We start from the raw sequence: 23,133 nt of genomic DNA on the forward strand, positions 1-23,133 counted from the left end.
TGCGGTGTGTCAGTCACTTAATGTTTCACTGACACACCGCATTCGCGAGCAAGCCCGCTCCCACAGGGGTTATGCGGTGTTTGGTTAGTCGAGTTTCAGGCCAGCTCTGTGGCAGTGTTTTTGACGACCGCCAGTTCCGGATGCGCCACCAACTTATCAATGTGCAATTCGTCGTTGTTCAGCCAGGTCTCCGTCAGCACCCGGTAGTGCTCCATATCGCGACAGCGCATGCGCAGGCTGTAGTCGAACGGCCCGCTGATTAGCTGGCATTCGAACACTTGGGGGCAAGCTTTGATGCAGGCTTCGAAGGCTTTTTGCGCCGAACGCCCGCTTTGGTTGGACAAGGCCACCAGCACCAGCAGTGACAGCCCGGGCGACACCATCTGCACATCGATGATCGCCCCGTACCCACGGATCACCCCGCGTCGCTCCAGCTTGCGCACCCGTTCCAGGCAGGGCCTGGGCGTCAGGTGCACCAGCGACGAAAGCTTTTCGTAAGTGATGCGCCCCTGATGCCGCAACACGTCGATGATCGCCTCATCGATGCGGTCCAGCGCGGGGGAGGTATGGGGTCCGTTGGCCTTGGTATCCATGGGTTTCACTTCAAACGGTTAGAAAGAAATTGCTGCAAGCGCTCGCTGTTGGGATGGTCAAGAATCTCGGCGCCGCCGTGTTCCTCGACCCGGCCCTGGTGCAGAAACAGCACTTGGCTGGACACCTGGCGGGCAAAGCCCATCTCGTGGGTGACCATCAACATGGTACGACCTTCCTCGGCCAACGTCTGTATGACTTTGAGGACTTCGCCTACAAGCTCCGGGTCGAGCGCGGACGTCGGCTCATCGAACAGAATGATTTCCGGCTCCATCGCCAACGCCCGAGCGATGGCCACGCGCTGTTGCTGACCCCCCGAGAGAAACGCCGGGTATTGATCCGCCACACGGCCGGGCAATCCGACCTTGTCCAGGTACAGCCGCGCGCGTTTTTCTGCCTCGGCCGCGCTCACGCCCAGCACTCGGCGCGGGGCCATGGTGATGTTTTCCAGCACGGTCATGTGGCTCCACAGGTTGAAATGCTGGAACACCATGGCCAGGCGTGTGCGCAGGTTTTGCAGTTGTTCCTGGTGCGGCGCACGGTTGCCGGCGCGGCCCTGGCGCATTTCGATGCTGATGCCGTCCAGGGTGATCACCCCGGCGTCCGGCTGTTCGAGGAAATTGATGCACCGCAGCATCGTGCTTTTGCCCGAGCCGCTGGCGCCGATCAGGCTGATCACATCGCCATGGCGCGCGTTGAGTGAAACGCCCTTGAGCACTTCGTGTTCGCCGTAGCGTTTATGAATGCCCTCGACCTGCAGCTTGATAGCGGCGGTGGCGGGTGTGGCAACGGGTTCATCGACCGGATAAGTGGCCAGGGCCTGCGCGGACTGATTCATGGGTTAGCCTCGGGTAGGAACAAGAAAACGCATCCAGCGACGTTCGGCCAGTCGGAACAGGCCCACCAGTGCAAAGGACAGCAGCATGTAGAGCAGTGCGGCGATACCGAACGCCTGGAACGTCAGGAACGTCTCGGCGTTGGCGTCGCGCGCCACTTTGAGGATGTCGGCGACAGTCGCGGTGAACGCCAGCGAGGTCGCGTGCAGCATCAGGATCATTTCATTGCTGTAGGCCGGCAGCGCGCGGCGCAGTGCGGCGGGCACCACGACAAACAGGTTGAGCCGCCAGCCGTGCAGGCCGTAGGCGCGCGCGGCTTCGATTTCGCCGTGGGGAATATTACGGATCGCCCCGGCGAAGATTTCCACGGTGTAGGCGCAGGTGTTGAGCACAAACGCCAGCAGGGTGCAGTTGAGCGCGTTGCGGAAAAACTGGTTGAGCAGCGCGTTGTCCTGCACCACCTCCAGGCTGTACAGCCCGGTGTAGCAAATCAGCAATTGGATATACAGCGGCGTGCCGCGAAACAGGTAGGTGTAAAACTCTACCGGCCAGCGCAGCCAGAAGTGATCGGATACACGGGCCAACGCCAGGGGTATCGACAGAAAAAAGCCGGCCACCACCGAGACAATGAACAGCCACAGGGTCATCGCCACCCCGGACAACCCCACGCCATCACTGAACAGGTAGGCCAGGCCGTATTGCTGGAACAGTTCGATCATCGCGCCATCCCCTTGATGCCGAGGTTGTAGCGCCGTTCGAGGCGCTTGAAGATGCGGTTGGAGAGGGTGGTGATCACCAGGTAGACCAGGCCCGCGAGGATCAAAAAGTACAGCGGCTCATTCGTGGTCTTGCCGGCGTTTTGCGCAGCCTTGACCAGGTCCGACAGGCCGATGATCGACACCAGCGCCGTGGACTTGAGCAGCACCAGCCAGTTATTGCCCAGGCCCGGCAGGGCGAAGCGCATCAACTGCGGGAACAGCACCAGGTGAAAGCGCTGCCAGCGGCTCAGGCCATAGGCGGTAGCGGCTTCAAGTTGCCCGGCGGGGACGCTGAGAATGGCGCCGCGGAAGTTTTCGGTGAAATACGCGCCGTAGATAAAGCCCAGGGTGATCACCCCGGCGGTAAACGGGTCGATTTCAAAGTAGTCCCAGCCGAACACTTCGCTGAGGTCGTTGAGCCACAATTGCAGGCTGTAGAAAATCAGCAGGATCAGCACCAGGTCCGGCACGCTGCGGATCAGCGTGGTGTACAGCGTGGCTGGCACTCGTAGCCATTTGGCGCTGGAAAGCTTGGCACCGGCGGCGATCAGACCCAGCGACAGGCTCAGGGCCAGCGCGAGGAACGCCAGTTTGAGTGTCATCCAGGCGCCTTGTGCCAGCATCGGGCCGTAGCCTTGCAGGTTGAGGAGTTCGTTCATAGGGGGTCTCTACTAAAGGGCGCAGACATTCCCCTGTGGGCCTCGGCTTGTGTGGGAGGGGGCTTGCCCCCGATTGCGGTGGGTCAGTCAATAAATGTGTCGACTGGCACGGCCTCATCGGGGGCAAGCCCCCTCCCACAACAGCACCTCCCACAGGGGCTGGCATTGGCGTTACTCGTTGTAGATGTCTTGGTCGCCGAAGTATTTCTGCTGGATCTTCGCGTAGGTGCCATCGGCCTGGACGGCGGCGATGCCCTTGTTGATCAGCGCGCGCAGTTCCTGATCGTTCTTGCGCAGGCCCATGGCGATGTCCAGGGGCAGGGTCGGGTCCTTGAAGGCCGGGCCGGTCTTGAAGTCGGCGCCTTCAGGCTTGGACAGGAAGTTGAGTTGGGCTTCGAGCTTATCGGTCAGGGTGGCGTCGAGGCGACCGTTTTGCAGGTCGGCGTAGTTCTGCTCCTGGGACTGGTACGCCTTGATCTGCGCGCCGAGCTTGGCCAGGTGCGCGCGGGCATAGGCTTCCTGCAGCGAGCCTTGCAGCACGCCGACCTGTTTGCCTTTCAACGACTCCGGGGTGTCGCCGAAGTCGGCGCCTTTGCGGGTGATCACCGAGGTCGGGCTGAGGAACAGGCGGTCGGTGAAGTCGATGACTTTTTCACGCGCCGGGGTCACGGCCATGGACGACATGATCGCGTCGAACTTGCGCGCGCGCAGGGCCGGGATCATCCCGTCGAATTCGTTATGCACCCACGTGCATTTGACTTCGAGCTTGGCGCAGATGGCGTTGCCCAATTCGATATCGAAGCCTTGCAGGCTACCGTCGGCGGCCACGGATTCGAAGGGCGGGTACTCGGGGAATACGCCTAAGCGGATTTCTTTCCAATCCTGGGCGTGGGCGGCGGTCGCGCAGAGTGGCAACAGCAATGCAGCGAAGAGTGATCGCAGTGGAGTCATGTGACGGTCCCTATATTTTGTAATTGATGTCAGGGCAGTAAAAAAGCGTGATGCAAATTCTTGTTTTTGGCTAAACGAGCCTCGTGTGGCAATAGCTGGCTTATGTGGCGAGCGGGCTTGCCCGCGTTGGGCTGCGCAGCAGCCCCAAACCGGTTGCCTCTCTTCTCCTCTTGAAACGCAGCGTTCTCGGCTGGGGGCCACTGCGTGGCCCAACGCGGGCAAGCCCGCTCGTCACAACTAGCCCGCTCGCCACAAGTTCAGGTGACGAGCCCAAGAGGGTGTTTCAGCGCACAGAGAATGCTTCATGGTGGTGCGTTTTTTGTGTCGTTTACCCGCTGCATAAAGCGCGAATTGCGCTGTTAAAAAGTGCAATGCAGCGGAATCGGCTGTTGTACCCGCAGAATCGGCTTTTGCGCCCCGGTGGAGTGGCCTGGCCTGCACGCAAAGCGGCAGGCCAGAGCGGTTTTACGCGCGCTTTTTCTGCTGTACCGCTGGCTGCTGGGCCAGGCGCGCAAACAGGTCTTTGGGGTCGGCGAGGTCCGGCACCAGTTCCAGTTCGCTGCCGATATCCAGCGCCTTGGCCACGTCCAGCACATAGCGCAGGGCCGAGTAGTCTTCGATGGCAAAGCCCACCGAGTCGAACAGGGTGACCTGGCGGTCGTTCTCGCGGCCGGGTTGCTGGCCATTGATCACTTGCCACAGTTCGGTCACCGGCGAATCTGCCGGCATGTGCTGGATTTCACCTTCGATGCGGCTTTGCGGTTCGTACTCGACGATCACCCGCGCGCGCTCGACGATGCGGCGATCCAGCTCGGTCTTGCCCGGGCAGTCGCCGCCGACGGCGTTGAGGTGCATGCCGGGTTCGATCATGTCGTCGGTGAGGATGGTGGCGTAGGCCTTGTCGGCGGTCACAGTGGTGACGATATCCGCGCCCTTGACCGCTTCGGCCACGCTGCCGGCCAGGACCACCTTGATCGCCGGGAAGGCCTTGAGGTTGGCGGCGAGCTTGGCGGTGGCCTTGGCGTCGATATCGAACAGGCGGATTTCGTTGATGCCGAGCATGGCGTGGAAGGCCAGGGCCTGGAATTCACTCTGCGAGCCGTTGCCGATCAGCGCCATGCTGCGGCTGTTTTCGCGGGCCAGGTAGCGCGCGACCAGTGCCGAAGTGGCGGCGGTGCGGATCGCGGTGGTCAGGGTCATTTCCGCCAGCAACACCGGCTTGCCGGTGTCCACATCGCCCAGGGCGCCGAAGGCCATTACCGTGAGCATGCCGGCCTGGGTATTTTTCGGGTGGCCGTTGACGTACTTGAACGCATACAGCGACGCATCGGAGACCGGCATCAGCTCGATCACGCCGTCCGGTGAGTGGTTGGCCAGGCGCGCGCATTTTTCGAAATCCTGCCAGCGCAGGTAATCGGCGCGGATGTACTCGGCCATTTCGCTGATGCAGGTTTGCAGGCCTTTTTGCGACACCAGGTCGCTGAGGTCGTTGACGTCGATGTAACGGGTCATGGCAAGACTCCTTGTTGAAATGAGGGGCGGGCGGGCAGGTGCACTTCCGCCAACATGCAGCGGGCACTGCCGCCGCCGATGCGTTCGATGTTGTCGATGTTCACCACCACGGGCCGCGTGTGGCGTTCCACATGCTGGCGCTGGGCGGGTTGCAGGGCGCCCCAGGCGCTGGCCGACATCACCAGCAGCGGCTGGCCGTCGCGGTCGTGGACTTCGAGCATGTTGCCGGCGAAGGCTTCGAGCTGGTCGAAGTCGAGGGCGAGGATGTCCTTGCCGGTGTCGCGCAGCGAGCGTTCCAGGGTCTGGCGTTCGTCTGCGTCGGGCAGGGCCTGCAGGCACACCACCGAGAGGTCGCGGCCAACGCTCATCATCACGTTGCTGTGGTAGATCGGCGCGTGATGGCGGTCGACGGCGTGGAACACGCAGAGCCGGTAGTCGAGGCGTTCGGCGAACTGACGCAAGGCATCGTGGTGGGTGCGCCCGGAGTGGCAGGCGTAGCTGATGCGGTGCTGGCGGTCGAGCACCATGCTGCCGGTGCCTTCGAGGAAGATGTTGTGTTGTTCGAGGTGGCTCAGATCGATGGTGCTGTTGATCGCAAAGCGTTGCTCGAGTACTTGCAGCACGCCCTTATTGCGTTCCAGTCGTCGGTTCTGGCCTTCCATCGGGTACAGCACCAGGCTGCCGTCGGCATGGCTGCTCCACCAGTTGTTGGGGAAAATCGAGTCCGGGGTGTGGGGCGCCGGGGTGTCCTGCACCACCAGCACTTCCACGCCGTTTTGGCGCAGGGTGTCGACATAGCCATCGAACTCCTCCAGCGCTTTCTGCTGTGCACTGAGCGGGTCGAGGGGTTGGCGCTGGAAGCGGTTGTTGATCGCGGTGTCCGGGTTGAAGGCAAAGCGCGCCGGGCGAATCATCAAGACGGTGTTGGTGGTTTGCATGGGGGCACGGGTCCATGGGGCGGTCGGTAAAGAAAGATGCAGTGGGGCTATTTTGTGCGCTGTGGCGGGGGAATCCCGGCTGAAACAGCGAGGTGGCTCAGCCGGGAAAGCTGAAAAGGGGGGTAGGGCAGCCGAATCGGCTGCCGAGCTGAAATGCGCTGAAAATGTGGGAGGGGGCTTGCCCCTGATAGCGGTGGATCAGCCAGAAAATCTACATCTGAAAGATTGCTATCGGGGGCAAGCCCCCTCCCACATTGGTATGGTGGTGGTTGGGGAATTGGTTTCTGCCAGGAGGAATTATGTCTACCGTCGTTCGTCTCGCCCAAACCGCCGATGCCGAGGGCATCAGCCAGGTCATCCTGGCGGCCTTGCACAGCAGCAATGCACGGGATTATCCGGCGCAGGTGATTGCGCGGGTGGCGGGCAACTTTACCCCTGATGCGGTGCTGGAATTGCTCACGCGTCGCGTGGTGCTGGTGGCTGTTCAGGGCGAGGAGATCGTTGCCACTGCTGCCCTCGACGTCAATGTGGTGCGCTCAGTGTTCGTCAACCCGGCGCTGCAAGGGCGGGGCATCGGCCGCATGCTGATGATCGAAGTCGAGTTGCGCGCCCGTGAAGCCGGGGTAACGGTGCTGAGCGTACCGTCTTCGCTGACTGCCGAGCCGTTCTATACCCGATTAGGCTTTGATACGGTGCGCGACGTTTACCATGGCAGCGAGCGCACGTTGGTGATGGAGAAGATCTTGTCTTCGCGCCATCCCATCGGGCCGTATCGCGACCGCCAACATCGCGCGCAAGTGGTCGCGTTGTGGCAGCAGGCGTTTGGTTATGACACGGCGCATAACCTGCCGAGCCTGGCGATCGATAAGAAGCTGGCGGTGAATGACGGGTTGTTCTTTGTCGCGACAGACAAAAAAACCGTGATCGGGACAATTCTTGCCGGCTACGACGGCCATCGCGGCTGGCTGTATTCGGTGGCCGTACACACTGACTATCGGCGTCATGGCCTGGGCTCTTCGCTGGTGCGGTATGCGGAACAGGCACTGACGGCGTTGGGCTGCATGAAGATCAACCTGCAGATCACCAGCGGCAATGATGCGGTGGCGGGGTTTTACGAGGCGTTGGGGTATGGGGTGGAGCCGAGGATCAGCATGGGCAAGAAGATTGTCGTGAATATCCCCAAAGATGCTTGAACACAGCGCAAAGCAAATGTGGGAGGGGGCTTGCTCCCGATGGCGGTGGCTCAGTCAACAGATTGATTGACTGAGCCACCGCCATCGGGAGCAAGCCCCCTCCCACAGGGTTTTGCAGTGTTGCCGGTGTTGGGGTTAGACCTTGACGATCCAGCCCGCTGGCGCTTCGACGTCGCCGGTCTGCACGCCGGTCAGCTCTTTGTAGAGCTTTTGGGTGATCGGGCCCACTTCGGTTTCGCTGTGGAACACGTGCAGCTTGCCGTTGTACTGGATGCCGCCGATGGGCGAGATCACAGCGGCAGTGCCGCAGGCACCGGCTTCCTTGAAGTCGGCCAGTTTGTCGATGAACACTTCGCCTTCGACCACGTCCAGGCCCAGGCGGGTCTGGGCCAGTTCGATCAGCGACAGGCGGGTGATGCCTGGCAGTACCGATGGCGACTTGGGCGTGATGAACTTGTTGTCGTGGGTGATCCCGAAGAAGTTGGCCGAACCGACTTCCTCGATTTTCGAGTGGGTCATCGGGTCCAGGTAGATCGCGTCGGCAAAACCGGCTTTTTTCGCTTCCGAACCTGGCATCAGGCTGGCGGCATAGTTGCCACCGACCTTGGCCGCACCGGTGCCCTGTGGCGCGGCGCGGTCGAAGGTGGAGATCTGGAAGTTGTGCGGCACCAGGCCGCCTTTGAAATAGGCGCCGACCGGGATCGCGAACACCGAGAAGATGAACTCCGGTGCGGTACGCACGCCGATGTTGTCACCGGTGCCGATCACGAACGGGCGCAGGTACAGCGCACCACCGCTGCCGTACGGCGGGATGAACCGCTCGTTGGCCTTGACCACTTGTTTGCAGGCGTCGATGAAGTCTTCGGTCGACACATGCGGCATCAGCAGGCGGGCGCAGCTGCGTTGCATGCGGGCGGCATTCTGGTCCGGACGGAACAGGTTGATCGAGCCGTCCTTGCAGCGGTAGGCCTTGAGGCCTTCGAAGCACTGCTGGCCATAGTGCAGGGCAGTGGAGCCCTCACTGATGTGCAGCACGTTGTCTTCGGTCAGGGTGCCTGCTTGCCACTCGCCGTCTTTAAAGGTCTGGATAAAGCGTTTGTCAGTCTTGATGTAGTCAAAACCCAGCTTGTCCCAATTGATGCTTTCGTTACCCATGACACCCTCTATCGTTGGTCAAGTCGGTTTTTTTCTGGATGGGCGCAACAATACTTCATTCTTGGCTTGTGTGGGAGCCACTGGGTGGACGCCTTCAGCCTCTATCGTGGCCGATCCACCGCTATCGGGGGCAAGCGCCCTCCCACATTTGCAATGCATTTCCCTGTGGGAGAGGGCTTGCCCCCGATGGCCTCACCGCGGTTTTACAGGTGCAACGCGTGGCCCAATGCGCGCAACGCAGCTTCCTGCACCGCCTCGCCGAGCGTTGGGTGGGCGTGAATGGTGCCCGCCACGTCTTCCAGGCGCGCACCCATTTCCAGGCTCAGGCCGAACGCCGTGGACAGTTCGGACACGCCAACCCCCACGGCCTGCCAGCCGACGATCAAATGGTTATCGCGCCTTGCCACCACGCGCACGAAGCCGCTTTTCGACTCCAGCGTCATGGCCCGGCCATTGGCCGCGAACGGGAAGCTCGACACGATGCAGTCCAGGCCCGCCGCCTTGGCGTCGTCCGGGGTCTTGCCGACCACCACCAGCTCCGGGTCGGTAAAGCACACCGCCGGGATCGCTGCCGGGTTGAATTCGCGGGTTTTACCGCTGATCAGTTCGGCGACCATCTCACCCTGGGCCATCGCGCGGTGCGCCAGCATCGGCTCGCCGCTCAGGTCGCCGATGGCATACACATTGCGCATGCTGGTCTGGCAACGGCTGTCGATCTTGATCGCCGCGCCGTTCATGTCCAGGTTCAGCGCTTCAAGGTTCCAGCCCTGGGTATTGGGTTTGCGACCAACGGCCACCAGCACCTGATCGGTGGCCAGCGACACGCTGTCGCCATTCGGGTCGCGCACTTGCAGGCTGCCGTCGGCAAACCCGGTGACGCTGTGCTTGAGGTACAGCTTGACCCCCAGGCGCTTGAGGGATTCATGCACCGGCGCTGTCAGTTCGGCGTCGTAGGCGGGCAGGATGCGCTCCTGTGCCTCGACCACGCTAACCTGGGCGCCGAGCTTGCGGTAGGCAATCCCCAGCTCCAGGCCGATATAACCGCCGCCCACTACGATCAACCGCTTGGGCACTCGGGTCGGCGCCAGCGCTTCGGTGGACGAGATAATCGGCCCGCCAATCGGCAGCATCGGCAGGTTGACGCTGGTCGAACCGGTGGCCAGCAGCAGGTGTTCGCATTGGATGCGCTGGTCGCCGACGTCGACGGTCTTGCCGTCGACCACCTTGGCCCAGCCATGGATCACCTGCACGTTGTGTTTTTTCAGCAGGGCGGCGACGCCGGTGGTCAGGCGGTCGACGATGGCGTCTTTCCATTCCACGCTTTTGCCGATGTTCAAGGTCGGTACATCCACCTCGATACCCAGCTGGGAGCCTTGGCTGTGATGCACGGTTTGCTGGAACTGTTCGGCCACATGGATCAGGGCCTTTGACGGAATGCAGCCGATATTCAGGCAGGTGCCGCCCAGGGCCTGGCCCTCCACCAGAATAGTCGGGATGCCCAGTTGGCCAGCACGAATCGCCGCCACATAGCCGCCAGGGCCACCGCCGATAATCAGCAGTTTGGTATTCAGGGTTTGCATGACTTACTCCAGGAACAGGCTGGCGGGTTGTTCGAGCAGGCCGCGAATGGCCTGGATGAATTGCGCCGCGTCCATGCCATCGACCACGCGGTGATCGAAGGAGCTGGAGAGGTTCATCATCTTGCGCACCACGATCTGGCCCTTGATCACCATCGGCCGTTCAACGATACGGTTGACGCCGACAATGGCCACTTCCGGCAGGTTCAGCACCGGGGTGCTGACGATCCCGCCCAACGCGCCCAGGCTGGTCAGGGTGATGGTCGAGCCCGACAGCTCATCACGGCTGGCCTTGCCATTGCGCGCAGCGCTGGCCAAACGTGCAATTTCCTCGGCATTGCCCCACAGGCTGCGGGCTTCGGCGTGACGCACCACCGGCACCATCAAGCCCACGTCGCTCTGGGTGGCGACGCCCACGTGCACCGCGCCGAGGCGGGTGATGACCTGGGCTTCGTCGTCGTAGCGCGCGTTGATCTGCGGGAAATCGCGTAGCGCCACGACCATGGCGCGCACGATAAACGGCAGCAAGGTCAGCTTGCCGCGCGTGGCGCCGTGCTTCTCGTTGAGGTGCACGCGCAGCTCGTCGAGGGCGGTGACGTCGATTTCTTCCACATAGCTGAAATGCGCGGCACGCCGGGTGGCGTCCTGCATGCGCTGGGCGATTTTGCGACGCATGCCGATCACCGGGATCTGTTCCTCGGTGTTGCGTTCGGCATAGGGGTTGGCCGCTGTCGAAGGCTTGGACGCGCCTTGTTGCAGGTAGGCGTCGAGGTCTTCGTGCAGGATCCGACCCGCTGGGCCCGTGCCCTGCACCAGGCGCAGTTGAATGCCGGCATCCAGCGCATGCTTGCGCACGGCCGGCGAGGCCAGCGGGCGTTCATCGGCCTCGCGGGCCACGGGGGCCTGTGCGGTCACGACCGGCGCGGGCTTGCTTTCAACCGCCACAGGCGCTGGCTTGGCTTCAACCACAGGCTCAGCCTTGGGCGCCTCCTTCACCGGCGGGGCATCCTTGGCGTTGCCCGCGCCTTCCACTTCAATGCTGATCAAAATACTGCCCACGGCCATGACTTCACCCGGCTCGCCACCGAGGGCGATCACCTTGCCGTGCACGGGCGAGGGAATGTCCACCATCGCCTTGTCGGTCATCACATCCGCCAGCACCTGGTCTTCGACGACCATGTCGCCAACCTTCACGTGCCACACCGACAGTTCAACTTCCGCGATGCCTTCGCCAATGTCCGGCATCTTGATAACGTGCGTGCCCATTCAGACCTCCATGACCCGTTTCAACGCCGCGCCCACTCGGGACGGCCCTGGGAAATACGCCCACTCCTGCGCGTGCGGGTAGGGGGTGTCCCAACCGGTAACGCGCTCGATCGGCGCTTCCAGGTGGTGGAAGCAATGTTCCTGCACCAGCGCTACCAGCTCGGCACCAAAGCCGCATGTGCGCGTGGCCTCATGCACCACCACGCAACGGCCGGTTTTTTTCACGGAGTTGACGATAGTGTCCAGGTCCAGCGGCCACAGGCTGCGCAGGTCGATGACTTCGGCGTCGATGCCGGTTTCTTCGGCGGCGACTTGCGACACATACACCGTGGTGCCATAGGTCAGCACGGTCACGGCCGAGCCCGGGCGCACGATGGCGGCCACGTCCAGGGGCACGGTGTAGTAACCGTCCGGCACTTGCGCTTGCGGGTGTTTCGACCACGGGGTTACCGGGCGGTCGTGATGGCCATCGAACGGGCCGTTGTACAGGCGTTTGGGCTCGAGGAAGATCACCGGGTCATCGTTCTCGATCGAGGCGATCAGCAGACCCTTGGCGTCATAGGGGTTGGACGGCATCACCGTGCGCAGGCCGCAGACCTGGGTGAACACCGCTTCAATACTCTGGCTGTGGGTTTGCCCGCCATAAATGCCGCCGCCGCACGGCATGCGCATGGTCAGCGGGGCAGTGAACTGACCGGCCGAGCGATAACGCAGACGCGCCGCTTCGGAAATGATCTGGTCGGTAGCCGGGTAGACGTAGTCGGCGAACTGTATTTCCGCCACCGGGCGCAGGCCGTAGGCGCCCATGCCCACCGCGACGCCGACGATACCGCTCTCGGAGATCGGTGCGTCGAACACCCGCGAGCTGCCATATTTGGTCTGCAAGCCTTCGGTGCAACGGAACACGCCGCCGAAATAGCCGACGTCCTGGCCGAATACCACCACGTTATCGTCACGCTCAAGCATCACATCCATGGCCGAGCGCAGGGCCTGAATCATGGTCATGGTGGTGGTGGTCATGGCGGTTTCCACTTCAATGCTGTTGTTGTGATCGTTCATGTCAGATCCCCAACGCTTGACGCTGGCGCTTCAAGTGCTCCGGCATCTCTTTATAGACGTCTTCGAACATGGTCGCGGCGCTTGGAATCTGGCCGCCGGCGAGGGTGCCGTAGGTTTCAGCTTCTTTCTGCGCCGCGATCACTTGGGCTTCAAGTTCGGCACTGACTGCCGCGTGTTCCTCCTCGGACCACTGGCCAATCTTGATCAGGTGCTGCTTGAGGCGGGCAATCGGGTCACCCAACGGGAAGTGGCTCCAGTCATCGGCGGGGCGGTATTTGGACGGATCATCCGAGGTGGAGTGCGGACCGGCGCGGTAGGTGACCCATTCGATCAGCGTTGGCCCGAGGTTGCGGCGTGCACGCTCGGCTGCCCAGGCGGAGGCGGCGTACACCGCAATAAAGTCGTTGCCGTCCACGCGCAGGGAGGCGATGCCGCACCCGACGCCGCGTCCGGCGAAGGTGGTGGCTTCACCGCCGGCGATGGCCTGGAAGGTGGAGATGGCCCACTGGTTGTTGACCACGTTGAGAATCACCGGCGCACGGTACACGTGGGCGAAGGTGAGGGCGGTGTGGAAGTCGGACTCGGCGGTGGCGCCGTCGCCGATCCAGGCCGAGGCGATTTTGGTGTCGCCCTTGATCGCCGAGGCCATGCCCCAGCCCACGCCTTGTACGAATTGGGTGGCGAGGTTGCCGGAAATGGTGAAGAAACCGGCGTCTTTGACCGAGTACATGATCGGCAGCTGGCGCCCCTTGAGCGGATCACGCTCGTTGGACAGCAGTTGGCAGATCAGGTCCACCAGCGGCACGTCGCGGGCCATCAGGATGCTCTGCTGGCGGTAGGTGGGGAAGCACATGTCGTCGATGTTCAAGGCCAGGGCCTGGGCGCTGCCGATGGCTTCTTCGCCAAGGCTTTGCATGTAGAACGACATTTTTTTCTGGCGCTGGGCGACCACCATGCGGTTGTCGAAGATGCGTGTCTTGAGCATCGCGCGCATGCCCTTGCGCATGATCTCGGTGGAGACGCCTTCAGCCCACGGGCCGAGGGCCTGGCCCTGGTCGTCGAGCACGCGGATCAGGCCCTTGGCGAGGTCGGCGGTGTCGGCGGGTTCTACGTCGATGGCGGGTTTGCGCACCAGGCCGGCGTCGGTCAGGCGCAGGTAGGTGAAGTCGGTCTTGCAGCCTGGTCGGCCCGAGGGTTCAGGGACGTGCAGGCGCAGTGGTTCGTACTGCTGGGTCATGGCTTCTACGCTCGATCTTGTGAATTTCTTGTAGTGGGCGCGCTAGCTGACAGTCAGTCTTCGGGTAGAAGAAATCTTGTCCTACAACAATCATAGGCGTGGCGTAGAAGAATATTTATCTGTGTTTCGTTGCGCTCACGGCCATTTGCGGATAAAAAAACTGCATAAACATAATAAACAGGTGATTTTGTCTCATGCGCAAACTGGACCGTACCGATATCGGCATTCTCAACGCCCTGCAGGAGAATGCGCGAATCACCAACGCTGACCTGGCCCGCTCGGTCAACCTGTCGCCTACACCGTGTTTCAACCGGGTCAAGGCGATGGAGGAGCTGGGGCTGATCCGTGAGCAGGTCACGCTGCTCGACGCCGACCTGCTGGGGCTGCACGTCAACGTGTTCATCCATGTGAGCCTGGAAAAGCAGAACGAGTTGGCATTGCAGCAGTTCGAAGGGGCGATCTCGGACCGGCCCGAGGTGATGGAGTGCTACCTGATGGCCGGCGACCCGGACTACCTGATCCGCGTGCTGGTGCCGACGATCCAGTCGCTGGAGCGCTTTATGATGGATTTTCTGACCAAGGTGCCGGGTGTGGCCAATATCCGCTCCAGCTTTGCGCTCAAGCAGGTGCGCTACAAGACTGCGCTGCCGTTGCCGGCCAATGGCATCAGCCTCGGCTCCTGACACAACACAGTACCCATGTGGGAGGGGGCTTGCCCCCGATGGCAGTGTGTCAGCCAGCTCATCTGTTACTGATAAACCGCCATCGGGGGCAAGCCCCCTCCCACATTTATTAACTGTATTTCACAGTTGGTTGAGCGGGATCTTGAGGTAAACCACCCCATTCTCTTCCGCCGGCGGCATATTCCCCGCCCGCACATTTACCTGGATCGCCGGCAGCAGCAGCGTCGGCATCCCCAGCCCGGCATCGCGCTGGGTACGCATCGCCACAAACGCCGCCTCATCCACCCCATCATGCACATGGATATTCCCCGCGCGCTGCTCGGCCACAGTAGTCAGGCACTTGGCTTCACGACCCTCTGGCGGATAGTCATGGCACACATACAGCTGGGTTTCAGGCGCAAACGCCAGCAGCTTGCGCATCGACGCGTACAACTGCCGTGCATCGCCGCCGGGGAAGTCGCAGCGCGCGGTGCCGACGTCGGGCATGAACAGGGTATCGCCCACCAGGATCAGGCGGTCGTCGATCAGGTAAGCCATATCGGCCGGGGTGTGGCCTGGCACATGCAACGCCTGGGCCTTGAGGGTGCCGATATGAAAGATTTCATCCGGGGCAAACAGGTGGTCGAACTGCGAGCCATCGGCGCGAAACTCCGGCTCCAGGTTGAACAGGTTCTTGAACACCCCCTGCACCTTGCTGATCGACTGGCCAATGGCGATCTTGCCGCCCAGGGTACGGCGCAGGTAGGGCGCGGCGGACAGGTGGTCGGCGTGGGCGTGGGTTTCCAGCAACCACTGCACCTGCAGGCGATGTTCGCGGACGTAGGCGATAACTTTGTCGGCCTGACGCGTGTCGGTACGCCCGGACGCCGGGTCGTAGTTGAGTACGGAGTCGACGATGGCACAGGGGCCATCATCGGCTTCATGTAGGACATAGGTGTAGGTCGACGATGCCTCGTCCAGAAAGGCTTGAATCAACGCGGGCATGGCGGCGGTCCTTGGTGGCTGACAAAATACAACTAGTAACATTCGCGGTATGTTTACCTGTCGCGAAGGCTAATACATTTTCCGTCTCCACGGGCGTTACGTCACACGGCGACGCCACGTGTTCACAGTGAACTCAATAAAGGCAATTGACCATGACCGAGCAACACTGGGGCCCAACCATCAGTGGCGATATCGTAGTCATCGGCGGCGGTTCGGCAGGCATTGGCCTGCTGGCCAGCCTGCTCAAGCGCGACCCGCAGCTGAATATCATCCTGATCGAGCCCAGCGACTACCACTGCTACCAGCCGGCCTGGACCCTGGTGGGCGGTGGCGCTTACGACGTGACAAAGACCCGGCGGCGCCTGGCCGATGTGCTGCCCAATGGCGTTACCTGGGTGCAGTCTGCCGTCACTGAGCTGCTGCCCGACGAGCACACCCTGGTGCTCGACAGCGGCCAGCGCGTGAGCTGGAACAACCTGATCGTCTGCCCCGGCCTGCGCCTGGCCTGGGAGAAAATCGAGGGGCTGCAAGAGACGCTCGGGCGCAACGGTGTCACGTCCAACTACAGCTATGAACACGCGGCCTACACCTGGCAGTTGGTGCAGCAGTTGCAGGGCGGCAAGGCGATCTTTACTCAGCCGGCCATGCCGATCAAATGCGCGGGCGCGCCGCAGAAGGCCCTGTACCTGTCCTGCGACCACTGGCTCAAACGGGGCGTTCTGAAAAATATCGACGTCGAATTCAACCTGGCCGGCGCAGCATTATTTGGCGTAGCGCACTTTGTGCCGCCGCTGATGAAATACATCGAGAAATACCACGCACGCCTGGCCTTCAATGCCAACCTGGTGAAAGTCGACGGGCCGGCGCACAAGGCCTGGTTTGAGGTGAAGGACGCCGAGGGCAACGTCACCGTTGAGGAAAAATCCTTCGACTTGCTGCACGTGGTCCCACCGCAAGTGTCCCCGGAGTTTATCCGCCAAAGCCCGCTGGCCGACGCTGCCGGCTGGTGCGAAGTGAACCCCCACAGCCTGCAACACCTGCGCTACCCGCACATCTTTGGCTTGGGCGATGTGTGCGGTACCACCAACGCCAAGACGGCCGCCGCCGTGCGCAAGCAAATTGTGGTGGTCGCCGAAAACCTGCTGGCCCTGCGCAAACAGGCGCCACTGCCGCTGAAATACGATGGCTACGGCTCGTGCCCGTTGACGGTGGAGAAGGGCAAGGTGGTGCTCGCCGAGTTCGGCTACGGCGGCAAGTTGCTGCCGACCTTTCCCCTCGACCCGACCCGGGCGCGCAGTTCGATGTGGTTCCTCAAGGCCACGCTGCTGCCGTGGTTTTACTGGAACGGCATGCTCAAGGGCCGTGAGTGGCTGACCCGTCTGAGCAAGGTGGACTGAATGCTGCTGGCCAGTGTGTTGGGTGTATTGATGGGCCTGGTCATGGGCCTGACCGGCGCCGGCGGCGGCATCCTTGGGGTGCCCGCGCTGGTGCTGGGGCTGGGCTTGAGCATGACGCAGGCGGCGCCGGTGTCGTTGCTCGCAGTGGGCGCCGCCGCCGCCGTCGGCGCCGTGGATGGGTTGCGCCATGGCCTGGTGCGCTACCGCGCTGCGCTGCTGATCGCGCTGCTCGGTGCGCTGTTTTCGCCGCTGGGGGTGTTTCTCGCCCACCAGTTGCCGGAGCCGGTGCTGATGGGGTTGTTCAGCGCTTTGATGGTGTTGGTGGCCTGGCGCATGTTGCAGCGCGAAAAAATCCAGGCCGGGCCGAGTGACCATGGCGCGGCTTCCTGGGGCCAGAAGAACTGCATGCTCGACCAGCAGACCGGCCGCCTGGCCTGGACTGCCAAGTGCAGCGCCACCCTGGCCGCGTTGGGCGCCGTGACCGGCGCGGTGTCCGGGCTACTCGGCGTGGGTGGCGGCTTCCTGATCGTGCCGGCGTTCAAGCAACTCACCGATGTGCAGATGCGTGGCATCGTCGCCACGTCGTTGATGGTGATCAGCCTGATCTCGCTGATCGGCGTGGTCGGCGCGTTCCATGCCGGGGTGCGCATCGAGCCACTGGGCTGGGTGTTTATCGGCGCGAGCATCGTCGGCATGCTCGCCGGTCGGCGCCTGTGCTCGGTGATCCCCGCGCGCGCCTTGCAGCTGGGCTTTGCCAGTTTATGTGTGATCGTGGCGGCGGGCATGCTGCTCAACGCGTTGCGCTAGGGCTCGTGGCGTGGGCCTGCGGCGCCGCGCGTTGATACCCGTCAACACCGGCTGCGCCGTATTGCCCCATGCTGTCAGCCTGATTTGAAGGCCGACGGAGCCCCCCATGAGCGCCCCCGCAACAACCGCTGCATCCTTCAAACTACCTCTGGGCCTGGTGGTCGCCGTGCTGGTGATGGTCGGCGTGCTGCTGTTGCCATTGCCCGCCGACCTACCGGTGGCCGGGCATCGCATGCTGGCAATCCTCGCGTTTGCGGTGGTGGTGTGGATCACCGAAGCGGTGTCCTATGAGGCCAGCGCGATCATGATCACCTCGCTGATCGCGTTTTTGCTGGGCACGGCGCCGTCGCTGCAAGACCCCACGCACCTGATCGGCTCCAGCCCGGCGATCAGCATGGCCCTGACCGGGTTTGCCAACCCGGCGCTGGCCCTGGTGGCAGGCGCGCTGTTTATTGCGGCGGCCATGACCCATACCGGCCTGGACCGGCGCATCGCCCTGGTGACCCTGAGCCGTATCGGCACCAGCACCCGGCGCATTCTGCTGGGGGCGATTGCGGTGACTATCCTGCTCAGCCTCGTGGTGCCCAGCGCCACTGCGCGCAGTGCTTGTGTGGTGCCGATCATGATGGGCGTGATCGCCGCGTTTGGCGTGGACAAACGCTCCAACATCGCCGCCGGGATCATGATCGTGGTGGCCCAGGGCACCAGCATCTGGAACGTCGGCATCCAGACGGCTGCCGCGCAGAACCTGCTGACCGTCGGCTTTATGGACAAGATGCTCGGCCAGCGCGTGTCGTGGATCGACTGGCTGATCGCCGGTGCGCCGTGGGCGTTGATTATGTCGGCGGTGTTGCTGTTCCTCGTGCTCAAACTGCTGCCGCCGGAAAGCGACAGCATCCCGGGTGGCCAGGAGGCCGTGGCGCAGTCACTGGTGGACATCGGGCCCATGACCGGGCCGCAGAAGCGCTTGCTGAGTGTGTCGGTGTTGTTGCTGTTGGCCTGGGCCACTGAAGGGCGGTTGCACAGCTTTGACACGACTTCGACGACCTACGCGGGTTTGGTGTTTTTGTTGTTGCCGGGGATTGGGGTGATGACCTGGAAGGATGTGCAGTCGCGGATTCCGTGGGGCACGGTGATTGTGTTCGGGGTGGGGATCAGCCTGGGCACGGCGTTGCTCACTACCCAGGCGGGGCAGTGGCTGGGGGCTGCGGTGGTGGCCCATACCGGGTTGGATTCGGTGGGGCCACTGGGGGTGTTTGCGATCCTGGGGGCGTTTTTGATTGTGATTCATCTGGGGTTTGCCAGTGCGACGGCGTTGACCTCGGCGTTGTTGCCGATTTTGATTGCGGTATTGCAGACCTTGCCGGGGGAGTTCAGCCGGTTGGGGATGACCATGCTGCTGGGGTTTGTGATGAGCTATGGGTTTATCCTGCCGATCAATGCGCCGCAGAATATGGTGTGTTTGGGGACCGGGACGTTTACGGCGCGGCAGTTTGCCAAGGTGGGGGTTTTGGTGACGCTGGTGGGGTATGGGTTGATGTTGGTGTTTGCCGCTACCTACTGGAGCTGGTTGGGGTGGGTTTGAGCTGGGATAGGGTTTCTGGTAACTAGGGAGATCGGGGGCTTGCTCCCGATAGCGGTCTCCCGGTGTACATATCCGTTTTTGTTGTTACGGCTGATATGGGTTCCGCTCTTACAGCGGGTCACTTTTGGAAGAGCGCCAAAAGTAACCAAAAACGCTTCGCCCCACCACTCGGCACCTCGCCTCCGGCTCGGTGTGCCCTCACTCCGGCTTGAATCCGTGGGCCGCCGCGATGGGCCATCCTTGGCCCAGCGCGGCTAACCCGGCGTCCTGCCGGGTTACCCACGGATTCAAGCCTGCGTTCGGCCAGCGTGGTTGATGGGGCGCCTAAGATCACGATCAAAAGCTTCAGATCAAAAGATCGCTGACTTCGTCAGCGCAAAGGATGTAAGGGCCAGATCAAAAACAAAGCCAAGCGAGGCGGCCTGACAGCCGGCCTGATCCTTGAAGATTCACTCGGTCAAAGGGGGCTTGCTCCCGATAGCGGTGGGACAGTCACAAATGCATTGGCTGACACACCGCTATCGGGAGCAAGCCCCCTCCCACATTTTGATGGCAGTCAACAAACGTAACGCCGGTTGGGTCCAAGGCCGCCAAGCCCGCCCACAACCCGCGCTTTTGCTCTACACCACTCAGGCCGGCTGTCAGGCCGCCGTGCTCTGCTTTTGATCTTGATCTTGATCTGAGGCGCCCCGTTAACCACGCTGGCCGCACGCGGGCTTGAATCCGTGGGTAACCCGGCAGGACGCCGGGTTAGCCGCGCTGGGCCATGGATGGCCCATCGCGGCGGCCCACGGATTCAAGTCTGCGTGCGGGCACACCGAGCCGGAGGCGAGGTGCCGAGTGGTGGGGCAAGAGCCTTTTGGTTACTTTTGGGCTCTTTTCAAAAGTGACCCGCTGTAAGAGCGGAACCCATATCAGCCATCACCCAAACAACGGATCTACACCCCCATCAATTCCCCCACCAACTGGCAAGATGAACTCCGCTCAGGTTTACTACTCCCTGAGTAATGGTTTTACCGACGTCCCCCGTCGGGTCATCAAGGTCACCGAATGGACAAATACACCCCCCACACCTGGCAGCCCCACGAGCGTCCGAGCCTGCCGGGCTCGCCGTCGACGCCGCTGCACCCCACGCACAAGCGCTGGCTGTTCGCGCTGGTGGGCGTGCTGGTCGCCATCACCGGGGGGCTGGGCAACTCGCTGGTGATCGCCAACCTGCAATACCTGCAAGGTGCCCTCGGTGCGACCACCGCCGAAATGGCCTGGCTGCCCGCCGCCTACGTCATGACCAACGTCTGCATGAACCTGCTGCTGGTCAAGTTCCGCCAGCAGTTCGGCCTGCGCGCGTTTACAGAAGTGTTCCTGGTGCTGTATGCGCTGGTGACCTTCGCCCACTTGTTCGTCAATGACCTCAACTCTGCCATCGCCGTGCGGGCCGCCCATGGCATGGTCGGTGCGGCACTGAGTTCGCTGGGGTTGTACTACATGATCCAGGCGTTCCCGGCCAAATGGCGCCTCAAAGCCCTGGTCCTGGGGTTGGGCACTGCGCAGCTTGCGCTGCCATTGGCGCGGCTGTTTTCCGAAGACCTGCTGCAAATTGCCGAATGGCGTGGCCTGTACCTGTTCGAGTTGGGCATGGCGCTGATCTGCCTGGGCTGTGTGTTCCTGCTCAAGCTGCCGCCCGGCGACCGTTTCAAGACCTTTGAAAAACTTGACTTCCTCACCTTCGCCATCCTCGCCACCGGCGTGGCCTTGCTCTGCGCGGTGCTGTCCCTGGGGCGTATCGACTGGTGGCTGGAAGCGCCTTGGATCGGCATCGCTTCGGCCTGTTCCCTGGTGCTGATCATGGCCGGCCTGGCCATCGAACATAACCGCGCCAACCCGATGCTGATGACCCGCTGGCTGGGCAGCGGCACCATGATTCGCCTGGCGCTGGCAGTGATCCTGATTCGTATGGTGCTGTCCGAGCAGTCCACCGGCGCGGTGGGGTTCATGCAGATGCTGAACATGAGCTATCAGCAGATGCACACGCTTTACGTGGTGATGCTGGCCGGGGCGATTGCCGGGCTGGTAGTGAGTGCGCTGACCATCAACCCGGCGCACCTGTTGATGCCGCTGATCATTTCCCTGGCGCTGATGGCTGTGGGCTCGGTGATGGACAGTTTCTCCAGTAACCTGACGCGCCCGCAAAACCTGTATATCAGCCAGTTCCTGCTAGGCTTCGGTGGCACCTTCTTTCTCGGGCCGACCATGGTGCTGGGGACGAAAAACGTGCTGACCAACCCGCGCAACCTGGTGAGCTTTTCGGTGATGTTCGGCATCTGCCAGAACCTCGGCGGCCTGATCGGCGCGGCGTTGCTGGGGACGTTCCAGATCGTGCGCGAGAAGTATCATTCCAGCATGATCGTCGAACACCTGACCCTGCTCGATCCCCGCGTGGCCGCGCGGGTACAGAGCGGCGGCTCGGCCTACAGCGGCGTCATCGCCGACCCGGAGTTGCGCAACCTCGCGGGCATTCGCAGCCTGGCCACGGCGGCGACGCGTGAGGCGAACGTGATGGCCTACAACGATGTCTTCATGCTGATCGCGATCATCGCGATCCTGACCATGATCTGGATCTTTATCCGCAGTCTGTGGCTGATGAGCACCACCAAAGCAGCAGCCACTCCCGTTCAACCCAGCGGCGCAACTTCATGACCGAACCTTCGACAACCACCACTACCGCCATCGCTTCCACCCCTGAAGGCAGCACGCCCCCCGGCGCCGTGCCCACCGAGCTGCGGCCGCTGCGGGTGCGCATTCTTTCGTCCCTGGGCTTTGCCGCGATTGCCATCATCGGTGTGCTGATCGTGCTCTACGCCTGGCAATTGCCGCCGTTCAGCAGCGCGGTGGAAACCACCGAAAACGCGCTGGTGCGCGGCCAGGTCACGATTATCGGCCCGCAGCTCAGCGGCTACGTGTTCGAGGTGCCGGTGCAGGACTTCCAGTACGTCAAGGCCGGCGACCTGCTGGTGCGCCTCGATGACCGCATCTACAAGCAGCGCCTCGACCAGGCCCTGGCGCAATTGGCGGTGCAGAAAGCCTCGCTGGCGAACGTGGTGCAGCAACGCAACAGCGCCGAAGCGACGATCAAACTGCGCCAGGCGGCGCTGGTGGACAGCCAGGCCCAGGCACGCAAGAGCACCGCGGATCTACGCCGCAATGAAGAGTTGATCAGCGACGGTTCAGTGTCCAAGCGTGAGTTGGACGTGACCCGCGCCGCGAATGCGCAGACCGTCGCGGCGGTGGCCCAGGCCCAGGCCAGCCTGGAGATCGCGCGGCAGGACCTGCAGACGGTGATCGTCAACCGTGGCTCGCTGGAAGCGGCGGTGGCGAGTGCCGAGGCGGCGGTGGAGCTGGCACGCATCGACCTGTCCAACACCCGCATCACCGCACCACGTGACGGCCAGTTGGGGCAGATTGGCGTGCGTCTGGGCGCTTACGTCAACTCCGGCGCGCAGCTGATGGCGCTGGTGCCGCACCAGCTGTGGGTGATCGCCAATATGAAAGAAACCCAGATGGACAAAGTGCAGGTCGGCCAGCCCGTGACCTTCACCGTGGACGCGCTCAACCACCGCAAGTTTCACGGCACGGTGCAGCGTATTTCCCCGGGGACCGGCGCGGAGTTCGCCCTGTTGCAGGCCGACAACGCCACCGGCAACTTTGTCAAAATCGCCCAGCGGGTGCCGGTGCGGATCACGGTAGACCCGGACCAGGCAGATAGCGAGCGTTTGCGGCCGGGGTTGTCGGTGGTCGTCAGTATCGACACGGCCGGGCGCCTGAAAAACTCACCGCCCTGACACAACGCCAATCAATATGTGGCCTGCTTTTGTGGCGAGGGAGCTTGCTCCCGTTGGGCTGCGCAGCGGCCCCAAAAAGTCTGCGGGCGCTGCGCAGCCCAACGGG

20 protein-coding genes are annotated in these 23,133 nt (G+C 62.5%); 7 read left to right on the forward strand and 13 right to left on the reverse strand.

Going from position 1 to position 23,133, the window contains the following annotated elements; all coding sequences use genetic code 11:
* Window positions 1-95: 95 nt before the first annotated feature.
* The 7 genes from GIW02_RS22655 to ctlX form a co-directional block, all read right to left on the reverse strand.
* Window positions 96-593 (reverse strand): Lrp/AsnC family transcriptional regulator, encoded by a 498-nt coding sequence (locus GIW02_RS22655; protein WP_236419004.1) that lies wholly within the window; start codon window positions 591-593, stop codon window positions 96-98.
* A 5-nt stretch (window positions 594-598) separates the two neighbouring features.
* A complete protein-coding gene (locus tag GIW02_RS22660) occupies window positions 599-1,429 on the reverse strand; it encodes an ATP-binding cassette domain-containing protein (RefSeq protein WP_236419002.1) in 831 nt (276 codons plus the stop codon).
* A 3-nt stretch (window positions 1,430-1,432) separates the two neighbouring features.
* A complete protein-coding gene (locus tag GIW02_RS22665; RefSeq protein ID WP_236419000.1) occupies window positions 1,433-2,146 on the reverse strand; it encodes an ABC transporter permease in 714 nt (237 codons plus the stop codon).
* The gene (locus GIW02_RS22670) at window positions 2,143-2,844 is read right to left on the reverse strand and encodes an ABC transporter permease (RefSeq protein ID WP_236418999.1); all 702 of its coding nucleotides are present in this window, start codon (window positions 2,842-2,844) and stop codon (window positions 2,143-2,145) included. The genes GIW02_RS22665 and GIW02_RS22670 overlap by 4 nt, the downstream gene beginning before the upstream one ends.
* A 171-nt stretch (window positions 2,845-3,015) precedes the next feature.
* Complete coding sequence (locus GIW02_RS22675; protein WP_236422078.1) at window positions 3,016-3,795, reverse strand: ABC transporter substrate-binding protein; 780 nt, start codon at window positions 3,793-3,795, stop codon at window positions 3,016-3,018.
* A 465-nt stretch (window positions 3,796-4,260) separates the two neighbouring features.
* Entirely contained in the window at window positions 4,261-5,307 is a 1,047-nt protein-coding gene (locus tag GIW02_RS22680) for an ornithine cyclodeaminase (protein ID WP_236418995.1), read from the reverse strand.
* Window positions 5,304-6,245: a citrulline utilization hydrolase CtlX gene (gene ctlX, locus GIW02_RS22685; protein WP_236422079.1), complete on the reverse strand. Its 942-nt coding sequence runs from the start codon at window positions 6,243-6,245 to the stop codon at window positions 5,304-5,306. The genes GIW02_RS22680 and ctlX overlap by 4 nt, the downstream gene beginning before the upstream one ends.
* Window positions 6,246-6,544: 299 nt before the next feature.
* Here ctlX and GIW02_RS22690 point away from each other — a divergent pair, with 299 nt between their 5' ends.
* Window positions 6,545-7,438, forward strand: coding sequence for a GNAT family acetyltransferase (locus GIW02_RS22690; protein WP_236422081.1), 894 nt, complete (start codon window positions 6,545-6,547; stop codon window positions 7,436-7,438).
* Window positions 7,439-7,573: 135 nt separating this feature from the next.
* Here GIW02_RS22690 and GIW02_RS22695 read toward each other — a convergent pair whose 3' ends face one another.
* From GIW02_RS22695 to GIW02_RS22715, 5 genes are all read right to left on the reverse strand, one after another.
* On the reverse strand, window positions 7,574-8,593 hold the full coding sequence (locus GIW02_RS22695; protein ID WP_236419399.1) for a branched-chain amino acid aminotransferase: 1,020 nt from the start codon (window positions 8,591-8,593) through the stop codon (window positions 7,574-7,576).
* Window positions 8,594-8,796: 203 nt separating this feature from the next.
* On the reverse strand, window positions 8,797-10,173 hold the full coding sequence (gene lpdA / locus GIW02_RS22700) for a dihydrolipoyl dehydrogenase (protein WP_236419400.1): 1,377 nt from the start codon (window positions 10,171-10,173) through the stop codon (window positions 8,797-8,799).
* Between the two features lie 3 nt (window positions 10,174-10,176).
* Window positions 10,177-11,436 (reverse strand): dihydrolipoamide acetyltransferase family protein, encoded by a 1,260-nt coding sequence (locus GIW02_RS22705; RefSeq protein WP_236419401.1) that lies wholly within the window; start codon window positions 11,434-11,436, stop codon window positions 10,177-10,179.
* Window positions 11,437-12,495: an alpha-ketoacid dehydrogenase subunit beta gene (locus GIW02_RS22710; protein WP_236419402.1), complete on the reverse strand. Its 1,059-nt coding sequence runs from the start codon at window positions 12,493-12,495 to the stop codon at window positions 11,437-11,439.
* Between the two features lies 1 nt (window position 12,496).
* Complete coding sequence (locus GIW02_RS22715) at window positions 12,497-13,732, reverse strand: 3-methyl-2-oxobutanoate dehydrogenase (2-methylpropanoyl-transferring) subunit alpha (RefSeq protein ID WP_236422083.1); 1,236 nt, start codon at window positions 13,730-13,732, stop codon at window positions 12,497-12,499.
* Window positions 13,733-13,926: 194 nt separating this feature from the next.
* On the opposite strand from GIW02_RS22715, the gene bkdR reads away from it, so the two are divergent.
* On the forward strand, window positions 13,927-14,415 hold the full coding sequence (gene bkdR / locus GIW02_RS22720; protein ID WP_003174877.1) for a Bkd operon transcriptional regulator BkdR: 489 nt from the start codon (window positions 13,927-13,929) through the stop codon (window positions 14,413-14,415).
* A gap of 120 nt (window positions 14,416-14,535) precedes the next feature.
* On the opposite strand, the gene GIW02_RS22725 is transcribed toward bkdR, so the two are convergent.
* The gene (locus tag GIW02_RS22725; RefSeq protein WP_236419347.1) at window positions 14,536-15,399 is read right to left on the reverse strand and encodes an MBL fold metallo-hydrolase; all 864 of its coding nucleotides are present in this window, start codon (window positions 15,397-15,399) and stop codon (window positions 14,536-14,538) included.
* Window positions 15,400-15,551: 152 nt separating this feature from the next.
* On the opposite strand from GIW02_RS22725, the gene GIW02_RS22730 reads away from it, so the two are divergent.
* From GIW02_RS22730 to GIW02_RS22750, 5 genes are all read left to right on the forward strand, one after another.
* Window positions 15,552-16,796 (forward strand): NAD(P)/FAD-dependent oxidoreductase, encoded by a 1,245-nt coding sequence (locus GIW02_RS22730; protein WP_236419348.1) that lies wholly within the window; start codon window positions 15,552-15,554, stop codon window positions 16,794-16,796.
* Complete coding sequence (locus tag GIW02_RS22735) at window positions 16,797-17,603, forward strand: sulfite exporter TauE/SafE family protein (RefSeq protein ID WP_236419349.1); 807 nt, start codon at window positions 16,797-16,799, stop codon at window positions 17,601-17,603.
* A gap of 106 nt (window positions 17,604-17,709) precedes the next feature.
* Window positions 17,710-19,188: a DASS family sodium-coupled anion symporter gene (locus GIW02_RS22740; RefSeq protein ID WP_236422085.1), complete on the forward strand. Its 1,479-nt coding sequence runs from the start codon at window positions 17,710-17,712 to the stop codon at window positions 19,186-19,188.
* A 1,050-nt stretch (window positions 19,189-20,238) separates the two neighbouring features.
* Complete coding sequence (locus GIW02_RS22745) at window positions 20,239-21,885, forward strand: MFS transporter (protein WP_236419847.1); 1,647 nt, start codon at window positions 20,239-20,241, stop codon at window positions 21,883-21,885.
* Window positions 21,882-23,027: an HlyD family secretion protein gene (locus GIW02_RS22750; protein WP_236419845.1), complete on the forward strand. Its 1,146-nt coding sequence runs from the start codon at window positions 21,882-21,884 to the stop codon at window positions 23,025-23,027. The genes GIW02_RS22745 and GIW02_RS22750 overlap by 4 nt, the downstream gene beginning before the upstream one ends.
* Window positions 23,028-23,133 lie beyond the last annotated feature (106 nt).

Source organism: Pseudomonas syringae, assembly GCF_021606685.1.
Lineage (GTDB): Bacteria > Pseudomonadota > Gammaproteobacteria > Pseudomonadales > Pseudomonadaceae > Aquipseudomonas > Aquipseudomonas syringae_R.